A 19,328-nucleotide genomic window follows, 5' to 3' on the forward strand; every position below is an offset into this window, starting at 1 on the left:
TGGGTCAATGGTTCGAATCCATTATCGCCCACCGCAATCACTTTTAGAAAGTTTGACACTGTTTTCTCAACAGGGCGATTAGCTCAGCTGGTTCAGAGCACCTGCCTTACAAGCAGGGGGTCAATGGTTCGAATCCATTATCGCCCACCTATGAAGGACCTCGAAAGGTCCTTTTTTTTTGTTTTAAAGTAGAAAGGTCCTTTTTATTTAATGATTTCTTTCGTTAATGAAAAACTTCATTAAATTTGTATCTTAACAACCAGGTTTAAATAAAAATCTGACATGGAAGAAGGAAGTAACAAAAAGAGAAGTTTTCCCGTCCCGGAACCTGCCTTACGCCGTATGCCATGTTATCTGGCTTATCTGAAAATTGCTTCCCGTAAAGGCGACCGATACATTTCTTCAACCAATATTGCCGGTGATATGGGGGTCGATCCCACACAGGTAACCAAGGACCTCTCTTATACCGGTATCACCGGCAAAACCCGTGTCGGATATGAAGTGGAACCATTGATCGATGCACTTGAAGATTTCCTTGGATTCAGGATGGTAGATAAAGCTTTCCTTTTTGGTGCCGGAAGTCTCGGTCGGGCTTTATTGCACGATCACGGCCTTAAACAGTACGGCCTTAATGTTGTAAAAGCTTTCGATATAGACCCTGCCGTGGTTGGTCGCGAGATCGTTAATGTTCCCATTCATCACATCGACGATTTTAAGCTTATGCGCGAAGAAGGTGTGGAAATAGGCATACTGACCGTCCCCACCGAAAGTGCCCAGCAGGTAGCTGATTTAATGGTGGAAGGAGGTATTCGCGCTATCTGGAACTTTACCCCTGTCCGAATTAAAACCCCCGACGATGTTGTGGTTCAGAATACTTCCTTGTATGCACATCTGGCTGTAATGTTTAACCGGCTTCACGAAATTAAGCAAGACGAAAAAAAATATTAGTATAGCTGGTGAGCTGATGAGCTCATTTCTCACCCCTCAATCCTCATCAGCTCACCCCTCAACCCTCACCAGCTATTTTAATCTTTCACCTATCTTTTTTCTTGTTGAGGCAAAGATTTTTAATAACTCTTCTGATTCATTCCTGAGATGACTTGTTTGATTTAATGTCATTAGTTCGCTTTCCTCTAAGAGTTCAATCCAGAAAAGCGTTTCATCGCATTCTTCCACTACAATGCTGAGTTTTGAAAAGTATTCTTTCTCGGATCTTGCTCTGGCTGCTGCTCTGAAATTTGCTGCAACAGAAGTTCCTGAGCGAAAAAGTTGTTTGCCAATCATTTGGTGTTGGGCAAGCTTTGGCAACGATGCATAAAACTTGATAATTTCAATGGCAAAGGCCTTTGATCTTTTGCAATACTTCCGATTGAAATCACTCATAAATTAGGGTTTTAATGGTATAATAATATTTGGATATTTCAGCTCATCCCTCAACCCTCAATCCTCATCAGCTCAATCCTCATCAGTTCAATCCTCATCAGCTCAATCCTCATCAGTTCAACCCTCATCAGCTCAATCCTCACCAGCTCAATCCTCATCAGCTCAATCCTCAACAGCTCAAAAAGTCAGAGAGAACGTGGTTTCTTTTCCCGGTTCGGAATACGCGTTGATACTTCCCCTGTGCAGTCGCATAATTTGTCGCGACAGGCTGAGACCAATTCCGGAACCCTGAGGCTTTGTGGTAAAGAACGGGATGAAAATTTTGTCCAGAACATCGGGCAGTATGCCTTTGCCGTTATCGGTTACCTGAATGGTTATACGTCCGCGCCGGTTGAGAAAGGCCTTGATTTCGATCCGGGGATTTTCCCTGTTTTCGAGCGCATGAATGGCGTTTTTAACGAGGTTTATCAACACCTGTTCAATCAGGTGCTCGTCTGCTGATAGTTCCAGTGATTCGGGTTCCACGATCACTTTGCAGGTAATACCTTTTTCCTTAATTTCTTTTTCATGGAGCTCCCGTATATTGTTGAGCAGATGGTATACTTTGAAAATAGTAAAGTTCGGGGTGGGTATTTTAGTCAGGTTGCGATAAGTATTGACAAAGTGGAGTAATCCGTCGGTTCGTTTGTGAATGGTTTGCAGAGCCTGCTCTACCTCCTTCAGCGATTCGGTATCTTCTTGTTCCACATTCCGGGCTTCGAGTGAATCAATGATATTTTGTATCAGCTGCTTGATCGTGGATGAGAGAGAAGATATCGGGGTGATGGAGTTCATGATTTCGTGTGTGAGCACCCGTATAAGTTTCTGCCACGATTCCATTTCTTTTTCATCGAGTTCCTGCTGGATGTTTTTGATAGAAACCAGCATAATACTGCGGTTGTGAATGCGAAACTCGGTGGCATAGATGGCCAGTTGCAAAAGGTCGTCTTTTTCCCGCACACGCACCAGGGTATTCTCTCCGTGCTTGATTGTCAGAAGCTTTTGGACGATGTCCGGGCTAAACTCACGTAATCCTTGTATGTTGTGTAACGTTCGTACCTGAAATAGTTTTTTTGTCGCATTGTTGATCAGTTCCACCTTGCCGTCTTTCTGGAAAGCGATAAGGGAAATTCCGATGTGCTGAATGACTGTTTGCAGGTAAAAATAGTTCTCTTCCTTTTCGGCCCTGACCGCCTGAAAATCTTTAATCACTTCATTGAACGATTTTTTGAGCTTATCGAACGATGAGTCAAGACTTTCAACCTGAAATGTTCGGGTGAAATCGGAGTAGCGAATGGATTCAAGGAAATTGTTAAGTACACGGTTGGTGCGGTCAACATAAAATATCATGGCCACCACCTGGAAAACAATGAGGAGTCCCACCAGTATAAGAGTCATGGTTAGACTGGTGTTGTACCACAGGTAACTGAACCCGAAGATAGAGACAGTCAGCAAAACTGTCCGGATGATATAATTGGTTCTGAAATTATTAAAGCCCATATTTTTCCATTCTCCGGTAAAGTGATGTACGAGTCAGTCCCAGATCGGATGCGGCTTTGGAAATGTTACCGCTATGCATACGCAGGACTTTTTCAATAACCTTCTGTTCTATTTCTTCCAGGTTGTAGGTATCAAACTCGAAAGAGTCGGCAGTACCACCGTGAGATGAAAGCTGGAAATCGTTTTCGTCGAGGTTGGGCGATTCACTCATTATGACGGCCCGCTCCAGCACATGCTGAAATTCACGAACATTTCCCGGCCATGGATAAGAACGGAACTTTTTGATAACCTGATTGCTGAGTTTGTTGATTTTTTTATTGTATTTTTTGCCAAATATTTTCAGAAAATGTTCTGCCAGAAGGGGAATATCTTCCGGGCGCTCCCTAAGTGGGGGAATTTCAATTTCTACCGTGTTGATACGATAAATAAGGTCCTGGCGGAAGCGGTCTTCTGCTGCCATTTGTTTCAATGGCATATTGGTTGCACTAATGAGTCTTATGTCGATGGATTTGGGTTTATTGGCTCCTACTCGTGTAACTTCTCTTCGTTCGAGCACTGTAAGCAGTTTTGCCTGCATCGGAAGAGAGAGGTTTCCAATTTCGTCAAGAAAGATGGTTCCTCCCGAGGCGAGTTCAAACCGTCCGGGACGATCCGCTTTGGCATCGGTAAATGCCCCTTTGACATGTCCAAAGAGCTCGCTTTCGAAAAGTGTTTCACTGAGTGCCCCAAGGTCTACACTGATGAATACTTCATCTTTTCGCAATGAGTTACGGTGAAGTGCCCTTGCAACCAATTCTTTTCCGGTTCCGTTTTCACCCAGTATCAAAACATTGGCATCGGTTCCGGCCACCTTCTTAATGGTACTGAAAACCTGCTGCATTCCCGGAGAAGCACCAATGAAATCGGCGAAGGGCTGATCCATGATGGTGTTGATCTCTTTTTGTTTTTCGCGCAGGTCGGAGGCTTCACGGCGCGAACGGTTCAGCTTAATAGCCGAAGATATAGTGGCCAGAAGCTTTTCGTTTTGCCATGGTTTGATAATGAAATCTGTAGCGCCTGCTTTAATGGCCTGTACAGATTTTTCCACATCTCCGTATGCAGTAATGAACAGAACCACTGCCTGCGGATCAATCTCAAGTATTTTGCTGAGCCAGTAGAATCCCTCTTTACCACTGATGGCATCCTGGGTAAAATTCATGTCCAGTAGAATCACATCGTAGTCTGTCTCTTTCATCAGCGAAGGAATATTTTCCGGATCGGTTTCCGTGGTGATGAGTTCTACGTGCGGACGCAACAATAATTTTAAAGCAAACAGAATATCGGTGTTATCGTCAACTGCAAGAATTTTTCCGGTTTTTGTGGCCATAGCATTAAATTTTATCCATTAAACTTTTTCCCAATACTCCGTTAAAAATTTTCAAATGACAGTTAGTTTAGTGCGCATCTGTAACCACACAAAAATTTAAAACGCCTTGATTTTGACAAAAAAATGCTTTTTATACCGCACTCATATACTGCAAATCAATTGTTTGTGATAAAAGGGTATCGATTAATAAGATGCAGATTTTCAACGATATACGAATCATCTTGTATCTTAAATCTAAAAATATAACGATCTATTTTGAGGCAAACTTTGCCATGCTCGTTTCAAATGTATTAAAAATTGTTCGTTAACGAACAATTTTTATGTTTTTAGAAATAGAAAAGTGCTTTAGGATTTTCTCAAGATAATGCATATCAGTGAATAGTTGTTTTTGGCCGGATTTATGATACATTTAAAATAGCCGGAAGATATTAGATGATGTTGGGACAATGACCAGTAATCTTCCGGCAAGTTTTTAATTTTACCTGCCTCTAATTTGACGTTGACCTATGGAAATCATCATAGTGTTCGCGAATGAACATATAGTGTCCGATTTCGAACATTTTTAAATTTATGATACATACAAGAAACATACAAAAATTCTATCAACGTGGAGAGCACGTAAGATATGCTTTGCAAAACATCAATATTGATATTAATGAAGGCGAATTCGTAGTTGTCAGAGGTCCGTCGGCAAGCGGGAAAACCACATTACTCGGTTTATTGGGATTGGTTGATGCGCCTTCGGGGGGTGAAATATATTTTAAAGGCACTGAGGTTGCTCATATTTCTGATTCGGAAAGGGATAAAATAAGGCGAGAACATATTGCCTTTGTATTCGAAAACTTTCATCTGATTGAGGATTTGACGATTTCGGAAAATATTGAATTGCCACTACAATATTTACCCTTTAAGCACAAGCAGAAGAGAAAGATCGTCGATGACCTGATGGAACGATTCCGCTTAACTCATTTGAAACGGCAGTTTCCTTGCAGGCTTGGTGACCTGACTCAGCAAAAGGTTGCGCTTGCCAGGGCTTGTAGCAATTCGCCCGATATTATATTTGCCGATGAGCCTTGTGGTCGTTTAAGTTCCGGTGAGTGCGAAGAGTTTATGGAATTGTTTCGTCAGATAAATGAGGAAGGAACGGCCATTGTCATGGCTACCCATTCCGAAGATAATTCAAGACACGGGCAACGCATTATTCAGATGTTTGATGGTCACGTGGTCTCTCATTCCACAGAGGGTCGATGAAAGGATTGAAATGAGTTCCTGGTAATCGGAACGAGTTCCATCAGACCAATAACTCAGACAAATTTTATACTGATAAAAAAGGTTTAGTTTATTACACACACACAAGTTGATTTATGCGCATTTGGAGTTATATAAATACATCGTTCCGGACACTGTTTCTGCATCGGGGCTTTTCTTTGCTGACTCTTTTCGGGCTTTCGGTAGGAATAGCAATGAGCATTTTTGTGCTGGAATATGTTTATTATCAGTTTTCATACGACAAACATTACCGGGATTCTGATAATATTTATCGGGTAGTATCGAAGGGGAAGCTTGAAGATGAGTATGTTGATGTAGCTCTTACGCCAATGGTGCTGGCTTCCAGATTACAAAAGTATCCCCAGGTTTCTGCATTGACAAGGATTATTGATACTTCTGAAAAACCTGTTCAGAGTGATTATGCCAAAGCCTATGAGTCGGATATTATTTTTGCCGACTCTTCATTCTTTTCGGTATTTTCCCGTCCTTTTCTATTGGGTGATGCAAAAGATTTCCTTTCCGATTCAACGGGAATTGCTATTTCCAGATCGGTGGCTTCCAGATTGTTTGCGAACCGCAATCCCATTGGAGAAACTCTTCGTATCAACGAAACAGATACATTTGTGGTAAGATGCGTATATCAGGATGTTCCTGATAACAGTCATTTTAAATATGATATTGTTTTACCATACCGGATCGTTGAAAAGCAGCTAAAGGAACATTACGGTCAGAGTTATAAAGAAATTGAAGAGAGTTGGTTTTCACTGATTACTTATATTTACATAAGAACCAGGCCTGGCTCGGACACAGATTTACTTGCCGACCGGTTCAATTCGGATGTTCAGCCCGAAATGGAAGAACAACGGGATGAGTTGTTTGATCCTCGGTCACAAACATTTCTGAATTATCATTTCCAGAAATTGGAAGATATATATCTTTTTTCGAATTGTGATTTTGAGATTGGGGAAACCACAAGTCCTCTGTATGTATATATATTTCTGGGGATTGCGTTCTTTATTCTGTTGGTGACAGCGTTCAATTTTATGAATCTTACAACTTCGCGGGCGTTGGAACGGGTGAGGGAAGCAGGCGTCAGGCGAATTTTCGGGGCGCGAAGAGGCAGCCTGGTTGTACAATTTATCAGTGAGTCGGTATTGTTTAGTTTTATAGCTCTCTTTTTAGGACTTGTGTTGGTGGAGTTACTCCTTCCTTATTTCAGTGATCTTTTCCGGATGGATTTTGGGGATCAGAACTACCGTGAACACATCAATATGTCATGGGTGTTGGTTGTTACTTTATTGGTAGGGGTGTTGTCGGGGCTTTATCCGGCTTCGGTTTTTTCCGGGATTAGGCCGGTACATCTTTACACCGGACAAAATAGGTTCTCGTCTTATCCGGGAATATGGTTCAGAGGGGCATTGGTCCTTATTCAGGTATTTGTGGCCGTTTTGCTTTGCGCGGTTGCAATAGGAATGTGGCGGCAAATGGATTTTGTTAAAAATTATGACCTTGGGTTTGATCCTCAAAACCTTGTTCTCATTGAAAGGGCACGTTATTTAGATGAGGATGTTGATTCGGTTATTAGCGAACTTAGCAAGATTGACGGGGTTTCGCATGTGAGTAAAATGTATTCCAATCCGGGTGACCCTGTCTCTATAATGTCTTTTAACCTGGCAGAAGACAGTACCAGAACATATTTTCTTTCTGTATTTTATGTCGATTGTACTGTTTTCGAGACTTTACGGACTGAAATAAAAAGCGGTGAGGTTTACTGTAATGATACCAGCCGAGTGTTGATAAATGAGGAGGCCGCGTCATTGATGAACATTAGCAAACTCGATGGGCAAAAACTTCAGACCATGGCCTCAAGAGGGGGCGATATCATAGAGTATCCTATAACGGGAATTGTTGAAAATGTATATCTTGGAAGTCTTAAAAATATTTTGAGACCAGCCATGTTTGTTCCCGTTCAAAGTCAGGAAATTCCCCGTAGTCTTCTGGTGCGTTATTCAGACGTTGATTACAGCTCTGTGTATAGCCGGATAAAAAAGGTTTGGGATCGTTCAGGCACAGGCGCTCCTTTTCAGGGCGGGCTGATCGAGGAGCGACTCGATAATTTTTACCGTGAAGATTACCGGTATAGTTCCCTTGCCACAGCATTTGCTGTTTTGGTGGTAATAATGGCTTCACTGGGAATGACAGGTTTGGTTTCGTTTTTAATGGCCACCAGGCGTCATGGCTTCTTCCTGCGCAAGATTATCGGATTCCGTGATTTTCGTATTATCCGTAGCCTCTTTCGTGGCTATTGGGGTTTCGTTGCAGCTGGTGTTATTTTGGCTTTGCCAGTTTCACAAATGCTTTTGAATATTTGGTTAGAGACGTTTAGTGTTCATTATTATTCGGATTATCTTTGTTTCATTGTTCCTGCTGTTTTACTTACCGGAATCGCTGCCGGGATTGTATGCCACGGAGTGGGAAAACTCCGAAAACAGATGTCATTGCATCAGTTCTGAGCGGACACTTCCTTTCCCATACTTTTAACTTCACAAACCCAAATGGTTTTAAAAAAAATCAATATATTTGCGCGTTTAGAAAAATGAAGGAGTGGGCTCTGATACGAGCTGTTTTGTCAGGTTGTGGTGCAGAAAAATTTTGGTTCGAAGTTAACTTTTTGTTAATGAGAGACTAAAGAATCCCGCAACAATGAGTTTGGCAAAAAGAGCTTTAAAGAGTGGGCTCATGAATGTGATTTTGAAATAAAAAAAATACCTACAAATGCAGAACAAAGGAGCGATCAGACTATTTGCCATTCTTTTGGCACTGGTTAGTTTGTATCAGTTGATCTTTACATTTCAGACCCGCCAGGTTGAAAAACAGGCTGAGGTGTATGCCAAACAGCGTGGCGGGGAAGATCCCGATCTGGTTAATGAATACCGGTTCAACTATCTCGATTCCATGAAGAATGAGGTAGTTTATAATTTTCTTTTCGGATTAAGGGAATATACCTATCAGGAATGTAAAGAGCGTGAAATCAATTTCGGACTCGACCTCAAAGGCGGAATGAACCTTATTCTTGAGGTTCAGGTTGAGGATATAATCAAAGCGCTTTCCAATTACAATCAGGACGAAGCTTTTATCGAAGCATTAAAGCTTGCTCGTGAAAGGGAGAAAAATTCTACCAGAGATTTTATTACACTTTTTGGAGAAGCTTTTGAGGAGGTTGCTCCCGATGGTCGTCTGGCGGCTATTTTTAATACTGTTGAATTAAGGGATAAAGTTGATTACAATTCTACCAACGAAGAAGTTCTCCGCGTCATCCGGGAAGAAGCCAGAGGCGCAATTGATAATGCCTTTAATATTCTTCGTACACGTATCGACCGTTTTGGGGTAACACAACCCAATATTCAGCGGTTGGATCAGACCGGCCGTATTCTCATAGAACTTCCCGGAGTGGGTGATCCGGAACGGGTTAAAGACCTTTTACAGGGCACTGCCAATTTGGAGTTTTGGGAGACTTACAATCAGGAGGAAATTTTTGAAAGCCTAATGAGCGTAAATCAGTTAACGGCCGAGATTGAAGCCGTTAGAAAGCCGGATGCGGATACAACAGAAGTGAAGCCTGATGTTTCACCGGAAGAGGGTGAAGAGGAAAGCGATCTGGCATTACTCGATGAAATAGAAAGCGATACACTGGAGGTTGATGCTCAGGAGGAAGGAATAACTTCACTCTTTACGTATCTTGCTCCCAGCGGGCGTCCGAATAGCCCTGTAGTTGGGCTTGCAACTTCGCGGGACACCGGTAAGGTGAACAGTTATCTTTCTATGGAAGAGGTACAATCAGTCCTCCCGCGTGATGTTAAATTCCTTTGGACGGTGAAACCAATTCCTGCCGAAGAAGCTCAATATTGGACCAATCAGCGGTTTGACGAAAACGATGAATTGTTTCAACTGGTAGCATTGAAGGTGACCAGCCATGACGGACGTCCTCCATTAGAAGGAGATGCCGTCTCAGGGGCAAGGGCGGTTACCAATCAGCAGGGACAATATGAGATAGAGATGTCTATGAACAGTGAAGGTGCCAAAACCTGGGCCAGGCTGACCAAAGCCAACATTAAAAGGTCTATTGCAATTGTATTGGACGGCTATGTATACTCTTTTCCTACTGTTCAGAATGAAATAAAAGGAGGACGCAGCTCTATCACCGGTGATTTTACACCGCAGGAAGCTAAAGACCTTGCCAATGTGCTGGAGTCAGGAAAAATGCCTGCCCCCGCAAGAGTTGTGGAAAGTACCGTTGTTGGGCCTTCACTTGGTTCCGAAGCTGTTGATGCCGGACTTAAATCATTTATTTGGGCATTTATTGCCGTCCTGATTTACATGCTCATTTATTATGGTATCAAAGCCGGTCTGGTAGCCGACTTCGCATTGATTGCCAATATGTTTTTCATTATGGGCGTTCTGGCTGCTTTCAACGCAGTGTTAACACTTCCCGGAATTGCAGGTATTGTACTGACGATTGGTATGTCGGTTGACGTAAATGTACTGATATATGAACGAATACGAGAGGAGTTGAAAGCCGGTAAAGGTTTAAAGCTGGCTGTTGCCGATGGGTATAAAAATGCTTTCTCTGCCATTATCGATGCCAACGTTACCACTTTCCTTACCGGATTTATTCTGTTCACTTTCGGGACAGGCCCCATTAAAGGATTTGCTACTACCCTGATGATTGGTATTGCTACTTCTTTCTTTTCGGCATTTTTTATTACACGTCTGATTTATGAAAGTCTTCTTAAATCAAAAGTCGATATAAGGTTTGCCACCAAACTGACTGAAAATCTTTTCAAAGGGATGCACATTCGTTTTATTGAAAAGCGAAAGGTATTTATAGTTATTTCCGGAATTGTTCTGTTATTGGGTATACTGTCCCTTGGAACAAGAGGATTGAAACAAGGCATTGATTTTACCGGAGGTCGTTCCTATGTGGTGCGCTTCGATGAGCCTGTACCTTCCACTGAAGTGCAGTCTGCCCTCGTTGCTGCCTTTGATGGTGCCAACGTTGAAGCCAAGACTTTCGGTGCGGATAATCAGATCAGAATAACAACAAACTATCTGGTTGATGTGGATGATAAAGATGCTGATGACCGGGTAACAAAACGTCTGTATGAAGGACTTTTGCCCTTCATTGGTGACAATGTGACACTGGATGAGTTTTTGTCGGATTACCGGCAAAGTTCACAAAAGGTTGGCCCCACCATTGCAAGCGATATCAGAAATAAGGCGGGATATGCCATATTCTTTTCATTGGTGGTTATTTTCCTTTATATCTTGATTCGATTCAGAAACTGGGAATTTGGAATTGGAGCGTTAGGTGCACTGGTGCATGATGTATTGATCGTGTTAGGGATTTTCTCTCTTCTTTATGCAGTTATGCCTTTCTCCATGGAGATTGACCAGTCGTTTATAGCCGCTATTCTTACTGTTATTGGATATTCCATTAATGATACCGTGGTTGTTTTTGACAGAATAAGGGAGTACAGAGCTCTTTATCCAAAGCGTGAGCTGAAAGATGTTTTCAACCTGGCAATGAACTCTACCATTAGCCGAACCATGAATACCTCATTTACAACCCTGGTTGTGTTAATCGTTATATTCCTGTTTGGAAGTGAAGTTATTCAGGGCTTTGTGTTTGCATTGATTGTTGGTGTTGTTGTCGGTACCTATTCGTCTCTGTTTATCGCTTCACCCATTGCTTTCAATTTTATTGAGAAACGTATAAAGGCAAAGGCCAAAGCACGTAAAAAGTAAATGAAGAAATAAAATAATTGTTTTATTGTCCCCGGTTGCATTAAAGTCAACCGGGGAATTTTTTTATATCTTTGACAGGAACAAATCAGGCTGTTATGGTAACATTTCTTTTTGGTATTTCCATGGGGGAGATAATTGTAGTCTTCCTGGTAGTATTGTTGCTGTTCGGGGCCAATAAAATTCCCGAGTTCGCAAGAATGCTGGGCAAGGGAATGAATGAATTCAGAAAAGCGGCTGAGGATATTAAGAAGGAGTTTCACGAAAGCACCAGTGACCTGAAAGAAGATTTCGATGAAGCCCGACATTATATCACTGAGCAGGGACGCGAGATGAGAGAGGATATTAAAAGGGCAGGGAAAGATGTGAAGCAGACCTTTGAAGATGATTCGGGAAATGATGATTCCTCTGTTGATAAGTCAACAAAGAATCAGGATGATACTCCAGATGGTTCGGATGAGGTTTCCAGGGAAGTATATGGGATAAATGATGATGGTAAACGCAATGAGACGGGAGCTTCAGGTAAAGAGGATCATTTAACCGGCGATAAGTTGGAAAAGGATGATGAAGAGAAGACAGGAGAACAATAATGGCCGGTCAGGAAGCCTGTACCTTGTGATAGTATTTAAACTATTTTATCATCTTGTAGAACTACTGCCCGTTAAACCTTTGTCTAAAAATATGTGATACCTTGCCTTATGGAAATAATATCATATTTACAGGTTTTGGCTGGTTTTGTTTTGCTTTTTTTCAGTGGTGACTGGCTGGTGAAAGCCGGGGTTGAATTATCCCGCCGTTTTCGTGTCAGCCCCTTAGTAGCGGGCCTTACAGTAGTTGCTTTCGGCACCTCTGCTCCTGAGTTGTTTGTTAGTGTTGATGCTGTATTTACTGACGTTCCAGATATATCAATCGGAAATATTGTAGGTTCGAATATTGCTAATATTGCTTTAATCCTCGGATGTGTGGCTATTATATTTCCCATTTCTGTGCGTCAGCCTTCCGTCGTATTTGACTGGTTGGTGATGATGCTTTCTTTCCTTTTGTTGTTTTTGTTTTTGAATAATGGCCTTCTACAGCGAGGAGAGGGATTCGTGTTTTTTCTGTTGATGGTTATTTATCTTTTCTGGTCGGTAATTCATTCGCGTCGACAATCATTCAGGAAGGAAGAAGTTTTTCCTGAGCCTGTTATGAAACTTTCGGCTTCTGTTTTGATAATAGTTCTATCTGTTACCGGCTTATATTTTGGTGCGGAATGGCTTGTTAACGGTGCAAGCCACCTGGCTATTGGTTGGGGAGTCAGTGAAAGGGTGGTAGGCGTGTCGGTGGTTGCCTTTGGCACCAGTGTCCCGGAATTGGCTACATCTCTTGCGGCTGCAATGAAAAAGGAAATGGACATATCGGTTGGAAACATTATAGGCTCCAATATATTTAATGTTTTTTCCATATTGGGTATAACGGCTCTTCTAAAACCATTGGAGGTTTCGTCACGGATTGTTACTTTCGATTTTTGGTGGATGACGGGGATAGGTATCTTGCTGATGCTTTTTATGATTCCTTTGCGCAAAGGGTTGATTACCCGGTTTAAGGGGGCTGTCTTGCTTTTGGTTTATATTTTTTATATTTGGTTTTTGTTTAATACGTAATATGAACAGATATTAAAAAAATTTATTGGGAGTTTACAGACACAATAGATCGTTGAGCTTTTCAAATACCTTATATTCAATTGGTCATATTTAAGGATTTGTTTTAATAAAATGCAGTTTTCAATGGAATACTAGTGTCGTGTCATGTATAAAATGTCGTATAAGTTGAAACTGATTTTTGCTTTTTTCAAAATGATAAAAAGCGCGCATAGCCATAGCTACGTAAGCTTTTTATCATGAAGAAAAAAAGAAAATCAGTGATGCTTGGTGCGATATTTTATGCTTGACACGACACTAGTCATCTTAAATCTAATCATCTAACGGTCTATGATGGACAGGCACTAATAATTTTGCTTAAATGGTAATCGGACAAAATATTGAAAAACAGTTTGGAGATTTAAAAGTCCTTAGGGGGATTGACCTTACTATTGACAGAGGGGAAATTGTAACTATTTTGGGAGCCAGTGGTGCAGGCAAAACTACTTTGCTTCAGATATTGGGATCGCTCGATAAGCCTACCGGAGGGGAAGTGATTATAAATGATACAAAGATTAGTGAACTTACCGGTAACCGTTTGGCAGAATTCCGAAACCGGCACATCGGTTTTGTTTTTCAGTTTCATCAGTTGTTGCCTGAGTTTACTGCTTTGGAGAACTGCATGCTTCCGGGGCTTATTGCCGGAAGGAGTGAAAAGGAATCAAAGAACAGGGCGTTAAAGCTTTTGGCATATCTGGGGCTTAGCGACAGGCTTGACCATAAACCGGCGCATTTGAGCGGAGGCGAAAAGCAAAGGGTTGCAGTAGCCAGAGCTTTGGTGAACGATCCTCTTGTGGTTTTTGCCGATGAACCATCCGGCAATTTGGATTCAAAAAATCAGGACGAGCTAATGGATTTATTCGTAGACTTAAGAAAACAGTTTAATCAGACGTTTGTGATTGTTACTCACGATCAGCATCTTGCCAGTAAAGCCGACCGTACTGTTCACATTGTTGACGGGGTTATAGTAGACTGACTTTCAACGGTGCAAAATTAATTTAAGTTATTGGTCTGTTGGAACTCGCATGATTGGGGTTTATACATGTTCATTTGTGACAATCTTTGTCATGCTCTTTTCCGTAGAAAATTTCCGCGAAAATTAAACGACGAACCACTTAATGTTGGCAGAACAGGAGTTAAAAGAATTTCTGGATGAAAAAGCGTCCTGGTATCAGGCACGCTGGTTTATTAATGATGACCCTGTACAGATTCCCCATTTGTTTTCAAGTAGAGAGGATATTGAGATTTCCGGCTTCTTAACAGCCATATTTGCCTGGGGCAAGCGGAGAATGATATTATCTAAAGCTCAAGAGTTGATGGAGCGTATGGATATGTCTCCTGCCGATTTTGTGGGGAATGCATCTGAGAGGGAGTATAGACGCCTGACCGGGTTTGTATACAGAACATTTAACGAGGTTGATGCATATTATTTTTTGAAAGCTCTTCATAAGGTATATCTTCATCATGGCGGACTTCAGAAGGTTTTTTATGACGGTTACCGTTCCGACGGAATTATTGGTGCCATTTCACGTTTTCGTCGAGGTTTTTCTTGCATACGAACCACCTGCAAGGACTGGTAAACACATTGCAAATGTATTGAGGAATGCCTCAGCCAAACGGATTAATATGTTTCTCAGGTGGATGGTTCGCCGGGATTCTCCTGTCGACTTCGGACTATGGACAAATATTAGTCCGGCCGATTTGCTTATCCCCCTGGATATACATGTGGCAAGAGTGGCCCGGTCATTGGGGCTGCTGGCCCGCAAGTCCAATGATTTAAAAAGTGTTACCGAACTAACCGGAAAATTAAAAGAATTCCGGCCCGAAGACCCTGTGTTTTATGATTATGCACTCTTCGGACTCGGTGTTTATGAGGAATTCTGAGTATGTTTCATTTTAAGCAGTTTTCAATCCGGCAAGACCGAGCAATCATGAAAGTAGGCACCGATGGTGTCCTGGTTGGAGCATGGACACCCGTACCCGATTATCCCGTCACCACAATTCTTGACGTTGGAGCCGGAACAGGCCTGATTGCTTTGATGATGGCACAGCGGTGCCCCTCGGCCAAGATTGATGCGGTTGAAATTGATGCTCCTTCATGTGAAGATATGGAAGTAAATTTCAGTAAATCGGATTGGAGCGACCGGCTTAAGGTTTTTAATACTTCCTTTCAGGATTTCTGCGTGAAAACTAAAAATCATTATGATCTGATTGTATGTAATCCTCCGTTTTTTTCAAATGGATTGAAGAATCCTTCTGAGCGAAAAGCTTCGGCCAGACACAATCATTTGTTGCAACAGGAAGAACTGATTGAAGGTGTGAAAAAATTATTAAGCAAAAATGGTTTTTTTTCTTTAATATTGCCGCTTCCGGATTATGAGTTGTTTCGACTGGCTGCTTCCCGAAAAGGTTTGTTTGAGCATCGCAAGCTCAATGTTCGTCCCACTCCCTCCAAAGCAGTGATGCGTGTTATTTCGTTGTGGGGGCTCGATATGCCGGAACAATTCCTGATAGAAGAGTTGTTTGTGGAGTTGGCACGTCATCGCTATTCGGATGAATTTGTGAAACTGACCCGTGCGTTTTATTTAAATTTCTAATCAATCCGTCTGATGCACAAGAGATTTTTAAGTAGTGTCTGTTCATAAAGTACCATTTGCTTTATTACGCTTGCCGCCAAAATACTCATTTACGAAAAGTAAACTCCGTTTTTTGGCCACTTCGCAAGCCTTGCAACCGGCACTTTCTGAACAGACACATATATTGTAAAAATTTTTTCAGGTTTATTGACACGCACTAAGTGGAGACTCATCAATTGTCCGTTCGATTTTTACAGATAATTGGTAGTTAGTTATTTGCTTTTTAAAGTTTTTGAAATTTAAACATCAGATTATCAAGCATATAAAAATTATCTTGCATCTAAAAGATCTAAAGATCTATTGATGACATCAATAAATAAATATACACCACATTACAGGCCAAATTTGATCCTTGCCATGCCGGTAATGCTGGCGCAGGCCGGTCAGATGATTGTTGTACTTGCCGATAACCTTATGGTTGGCCGGTTGGGAACTGTTCCTCTCGCTGCAGCCTCTTTTGCTAATACGGTATTTGTGGTTGGAATGGTGTTTGGTATTGGAATGGTCAACGGGTTAACACCACTGGTAGGGAAATCATACGGAGGAGGGCATAAGATTATGGCCGCATCATGGTTCAAACAGGGGCTTTATGCCTTTCAGGTTGCTGGGTTGTTGCTTTCAATGATACTCTGGCTGGTATCGTATGTAATGCCTTTTATGGGTCAACCTGAAGCTGTTGTTGAAGCAGCTTTACCTTACTACAGGGTACTGGTTGTGTCCATGATACCGTTTGTTCTGTTTTTTACATTCTAACAATTTGCCGAAGGACTTGGGAATACACGGATTGCAATGGCTATCACCGTAACGGCCAACCTACTCAATATCTTTTTGAATTATCTTTGGATTTTTGGTAAAGCTGGGTTTCCTGCCATGGGACTAATGGGTGCCGGTTATGCAACATTGACAGCCCGCACTATGATGCCACTGCTTTTTATATGGGTGTATTTTAAGTTCGATTTTTTCGGTTTTTACAGGAGCCATATCAGTAAAACCAGGTTTTCGTGGTCGAAAAGTCTTCGTCTTATGTGGTTAGGGATTCCCATTGGTGGCCAGCATTTTGTGGAAGTACTCGCGTTTAGCCTGGGAAGCATAATGATGGGCTGGTTGGGTGCATCAGCACTGGCAGCGCATCAGATTGTTCTTAGTTTTGCCAGTTTTACGTTTATGGTGGCCCAGGGCATTGCGGCAGCAACTACCGTAAAGGTCAGCCAGTTTGTTGGTCAGGACAGAAAGGAGGCATTAAGAGCCACTACATTTGCCTCGCTGCATTTGGTTCTGGCTTTTATGGGAACCAGTGCAATTTTATTTGTATTGTTTCGGAATGCTTTACCCGCTCTTTTTATTGAAAGTGAGGAAGTTATTGCTATTGCCTCGGGACTGATGCTGGTAGCGGGTGCTTTTCAGCTGTTTGACGGCCTGCAGGTTACTATGCTTGCGGCTCTGCGGGGATTGGAGGATGTGACTCTTCCGTTTGGAATGTTGCTCGTGGCTTATTTCATTTTGGCATTACCTGCCGGCTGGTTTTTTGCTTTTGTTCTTAATTTCGGACCGCGTGGAATATGGTACGGTTATTTGTTAGGATTATTTTCAATTTCATTATTTCTTTTGTTACGTTTCAGATGGATGACAAAAGATAATTAGTTTCTGTCCAGAAAGTGCCACTTACTGTGTTACGCTCGTCCGGAAATTACTCATTTACGATAAGTAATTTCCGTATTTTCGGACTTCGCAAGCCTTGTAAATGACACTTGCTGAACAGAAACTCAAATTGTAAAAATTTTTTGGGAGTTTATAGACTAACACTAATTAGAGGCTGCTGAAAAAGTCAGCAGTCTGTTTCAAATTTATTTTCTATTGTTCTTTTTGGCATTGACCCAAAAAAAACCAAAAAAGTCTGGTCCGCTTAAACCTGGCTCCCCGCGAAAGCCAAAATTTCCGGCCATTGCGCAAGGCCATGAAACGAGAACATAGCTGTGATTTCTCAAACCAGCATAAAGACTTTCTATTGGAAATATTTGCGAGTTCAATACGACCTTAAAAAGAAATTTTTATCCGTATTAATGTCGCCCATTTTGGCTTCCCGCCATCCGCAGGCCCGGAAAGCGGACAGGCCACCGCGCCTTTTGAATAGTTAAAGTGGTTCATTATTACAACATTCTTTTAAATAGTGATATTTGACAATTAAGGTACTACCCTTATTTTAGTGGTTAATATTTGTTGAAATATAGTTATAAATGTGGTTGAAATATTGTTGAAAAAAACAAAATACAACATATAAACTACGTTTAACTATATTTTAACTACATATAAACAAATTGCAAGTTGCCATTAAATTCGTGGTAGAACCACAATTAACATTTACACAACACTTCGTTGGATTTTGCAATGCACTGTATGTCAATTGTTTGTATCTAAATAGGTTTGTTTATTTAAATGCAGTATATTAATGTTGTAAAAATCATCTTAAATCATTTATCTTACAAAATACACAAACCTCTAAAAACATGTTATTTATGCTAATTTGTTAGTTTTTTGAATATGTCAGTACCAGAAAAAAATTACTATTGACTAATGACTAAAAACTACTAACTAAATTACTTATATCTAAAAATCTCACGATCTATTGATTTACAGGTGCAAACATTTTTAAAGATTTGCATGAAAAACCTTGCACCTTAAATGGAATTATTCGATGTAAATTATTTATTATTAATTATTTAAAAATTATTCAGCAAGCACTAATTAAAAAGATTTAGTTTTGAATTTAGATGTCATTTTTTCAGCTTCGGAAGTAACCTCTGACCGGGTTGCCGGGAAAACAGTTGTTGTTATTGATGTATTGCGTGCCACATCGGTTATGGTAACCGCTTTAAATAACGGAGCTTCCAGGGTGATTCCTGTTTTATCTCCTAAAGAGGCTTTTGAATACCGGGCTTCGCACCATGAGGATGTTATTCTTGTAGGTGAACGTAATGCAAGCGCAATTGAAGGATTTGATTATAGTAACAGTCCGCTTGATATGGTGCCCTCTGTTGTAAAGGGGCGAACGCTCGTGATGACTACGACCAACGGGACCAGGGCCATTAGGGCTGCCAAAGATGCCGCGGAACTGTTCGTAGCATCGTTTTTAAACTCAGAAGCTACAATAAATATTCTGAAACAAAGAGATGATGTTGTGTTGATTGCTTCGGGCAACAGCGGGAGTTTTAATATTGAGGACACTTTGTGTGCCGGGTATATGGTTGAGCTGTTGAATTCGTTTGCTGAGATATCTTTGGAATTAACAGATGCAGCAGTGGCAGCCAATCAATTGTTTGTTGATGCTCGAGACAATTTGCACAAGTTGGCTGCGCTGGGGAATCATTACCGCCTGCTTAAAAGTAAAGGACTTGATGAAGACCTTCGCTATTGTTTTCGCAGAGATTGTATTGATCTGGTTTGTACGAGGGAAAATGGTGCAATAGTGTCTCCCAAGACAGGGAGTGTTAGCCAATAATAGAAGAAAAGTGGTTACTCAAAAAATAACCGATAAGATGAGCATCGCTCTTTGATTTGAATTCTGAGTAACCACAATGTATTACAGACAGTTATTTTTTTTATTCTTGAATTTGCTCCTGAAAATAGACTTTTAGCCTGCTTTATTCATAAGTTTTC

15 protein-coding genes, 1 tRNA gene and 1 pseudogene are annotated in these 19,328 nt (G+C 41.3%); 14 read left to right on the forward strand and 3 right to left on the reverse strand.

The annotated features are described in order from the left end of the window. Nucleotides 1-72: 72 nt before the first annotated feature. Together OQ5_RS0106040 and OQ5_RS0106045 are read left to right on the forward strand one after the other, a co-directional pair. Nucleotides 73-147 (forward strand) — tRNA-Val (locus OQ5_RS0106040). Nucleotides 148-282: 135 nt separating this feature from the next. After that, entirely contained in the window at nucleotides 283-948 is a 666-nt protein-coding gene (locus tag OQ5_RS0106045; protein WP_010422010.1) for a redox-sensing transcriptional repressor Rex, read from the forward strand. Nucleotides 949-1,020: 72 nt separating this feature from the next. Here the strand turns inward: OQ5_RS0106045 and OQ5_RS0106050 are convergent, their stop codons facing one another. The 3 genes from OQ5_RS0106050 to OQ5_RS0106065 all read right to left on the reverse strand — a co-directional run bounded on the left by OQ5_RS0106050 (nucleotide 1,021) and on the right by OQ5_RS0106065 (nucleotide 4,288). Beyond that, nucleotides 1,021-1,383: a four helix bundle protein gene (locus OQ5_RS0106050; RefSeq protein WP_010422007.1), complete on the reverse strand. Its 363-nt coding sequence runs from the start codon at nucleotides 1,381-1,383 to the stop codon at nucleotides 1,021-1,023. A gap of 177 nt (nucleotides 1,384-1,560) precedes the next feature. Then, nucleotides 1,561-2,922 (reverse strand): sensor histidine kinase, encoded by a 1,362-nt coding sequence (locus OQ5_RS0106060; protein WP_010422002.1) that lies wholly within the window; start codon nucleotides 2,920-2,922, stop codon nucleotides 1,561-1,563. Further along, nucleotides 2,912-4,288: a sigma-54-dependent transcriptional regulator gene (locus OQ5_RS0106065; protein WP_016776623.1), complete on the reverse strand. Its 1,377-nt coding sequence runs from the start codon at nucleotides 4,286-4,288 to the stop codon at nucleotides 2,912-2,914. The genes OQ5_RS0106060 and OQ5_RS0106065 overlap by 11 nt, the downstream gene beginning before the upstream one ends. A 570-nt stretch (nucleotides 4,289-4,858) precedes the next feature. Here OQ5_RS0106065 and OQ5_RS0106070 point away from each other — a divergent pair. From OQ5_RS0106070 to OQ5_RS0106120, 12 genes and pseudogenes are all read left to right on the forward strand, one after another. Continuing rightward, on the forward strand, nucleotides 4,859-5,539 hold the full coding sequence (locus OQ5_RS0106070; RefSeq protein ID WP_016776624.1) for an ABC transporter ATP-binding protein: 681 nt from the start codon (nucleotides 4,859-4,861) through the stop codon (nucleotides 5,537-5,539). A gap of 113 nt (nucleotides 5,540-5,652) precedes the next feature. After that, nucleotides 5,653-8,070, forward strand: coding sequence for an ABC transporter permease (locus OQ5_RS0106075; protein WP_016776625.1), 2,418 nt, complete (start codon nucleotides 5,653-5,655; stop codon nucleotides 8,068-8,070). 262 nt (nucleotides 8,071-8,332) lie between these two features. Beyond that, nucleotides 8,333-11,362, forward strand: coding sequence for a protein translocase subunit SecDF (gene secDF, locus OQ5_RS0106080; RefSeq protein WP_016776626.1), 3,030 nt, complete (start codon nucleotides 8,333-8,335; stop codon nucleotides 11,360-11,362). Between the two features lie 95 nt (nucleotides 11,363-11,457). After that, nucleotides 11,458-11,949, forward strand: a complete 492-nt coding sequence (tatA, locus tag OQ5_RS20410; protein ID WP_016776627.1) for a twin-arginine translocase TatA/TatE family subunit — start codon at nucleotides 11,458-11,460, stop codon at nucleotides 11,947-11,949. Nucleotides 11,950-12,057: 108 nt separating this feature from the next. Beyond that, complete coding sequence (locus OQ5_RS0106090) at nucleotides 12,058-13,002, forward strand: calcium/sodium antiporter (RefSeq protein ID WP_016776628.1); 945 nt, start codon at nucleotides 12,058-12,060, stop codon at nucleotides 13,000-13,002. Nucleotides 13,003-13,360: 358 nt separating this feature from the next. Next, entirely contained in the window at nucleotides 13,361-14,014 is a 654-nt protein-coding gene (locus OQ5_RS0106095) for an ABC transporter ATP-binding protein (protein ID WP_016776629.1), read from the forward strand. Nucleotides 14,015-14,156: 142 nt separating this feature from the next. After that, on the forward strand, nucleotides 14,157-14,618 hold the full coding sequence (locus tag OQ5_RS24320) for a DUF2400 family protein (protein WP_016776630.1): 462 nt from the start codon (nucleotides 14,157-14,159) through the stop codon (nucleotides 14,616-14,618). Further along, on the forward strand, nucleotides 14,527-14,922 hold the full coding sequence (locus tag OQ5_RS24325) for a DUF2400 family protein (protein WP_255297409.1): 396 nt from the start codon (nucleotides 14,527-14,529) through the stop codon (nucleotides 14,920-14,922). The genes OQ5_RS24320 and OQ5_RS24325 overlap by 92 nt, the downstream gene beginning before the upstream one ends. A 47-nt stretch (nucleotides 14,923-14,969) precedes the next feature. After that, nucleotides 14,970-15,635, forward strand: a complete 666-nt coding sequence (locus OQ5_RS0106105) for a tRNA1(Val) (adenine(37)-N6)-methyltransferase (protein WP_255297410.1) — start codon at nucleotides 14,970-14,972, stop codon at nucleotides 15,633-15,635. Between the two features lie 342 nt (nucleotides 15,636-15,977). Continuing rightward, nucleotides 15,978-16,427, forward strand: coding sequence for an MATE family efflux transporter (locus OQ5_RS24330; protein ID WP_016776633.1), 450 nt, complete (start codon nucleotides 15,978-15,980; stop codon nucleotides 16,425-16,427). A 15-nt stretch (nucleotides 16,428-16,442) separates the two neighbouring features. After that, a pseudogene (locus tag OQ5_RS20420) lies at nucleotides 16,443-17,315 on the forward strand (MATE family efflux transporter); the annotation flags it as partial. A 1,117-nt stretch (nucleotides 17,316-18,432) separates the two neighbouring features. Further along, complete coding sequence (locus OQ5_RS0106120; RefSeq protein ID WP_016776636.1) at nucleotides 18,433-19,170, forward strand: 2-phosphosulfolactate phosphatase; 738 nt, start codon at nucleotides 18,433-18,435, stop codon at nucleotides 19,168-19,170. Nucleotides 19,171-19,328 lie beyond the last annotated feature (158 nt).

The sequence above is a fragment of the Anaerophaga thermohalophila str. Valhall genome, assembly GCF_000250735.1.
GTDB classification, from domain to species: Bacteria; Bacteroidota; Bacteroidia; order Bacteroidales; family Marinilabiliaceae; genus Anaerophaga; species Anaerophaga thermohalophila_A.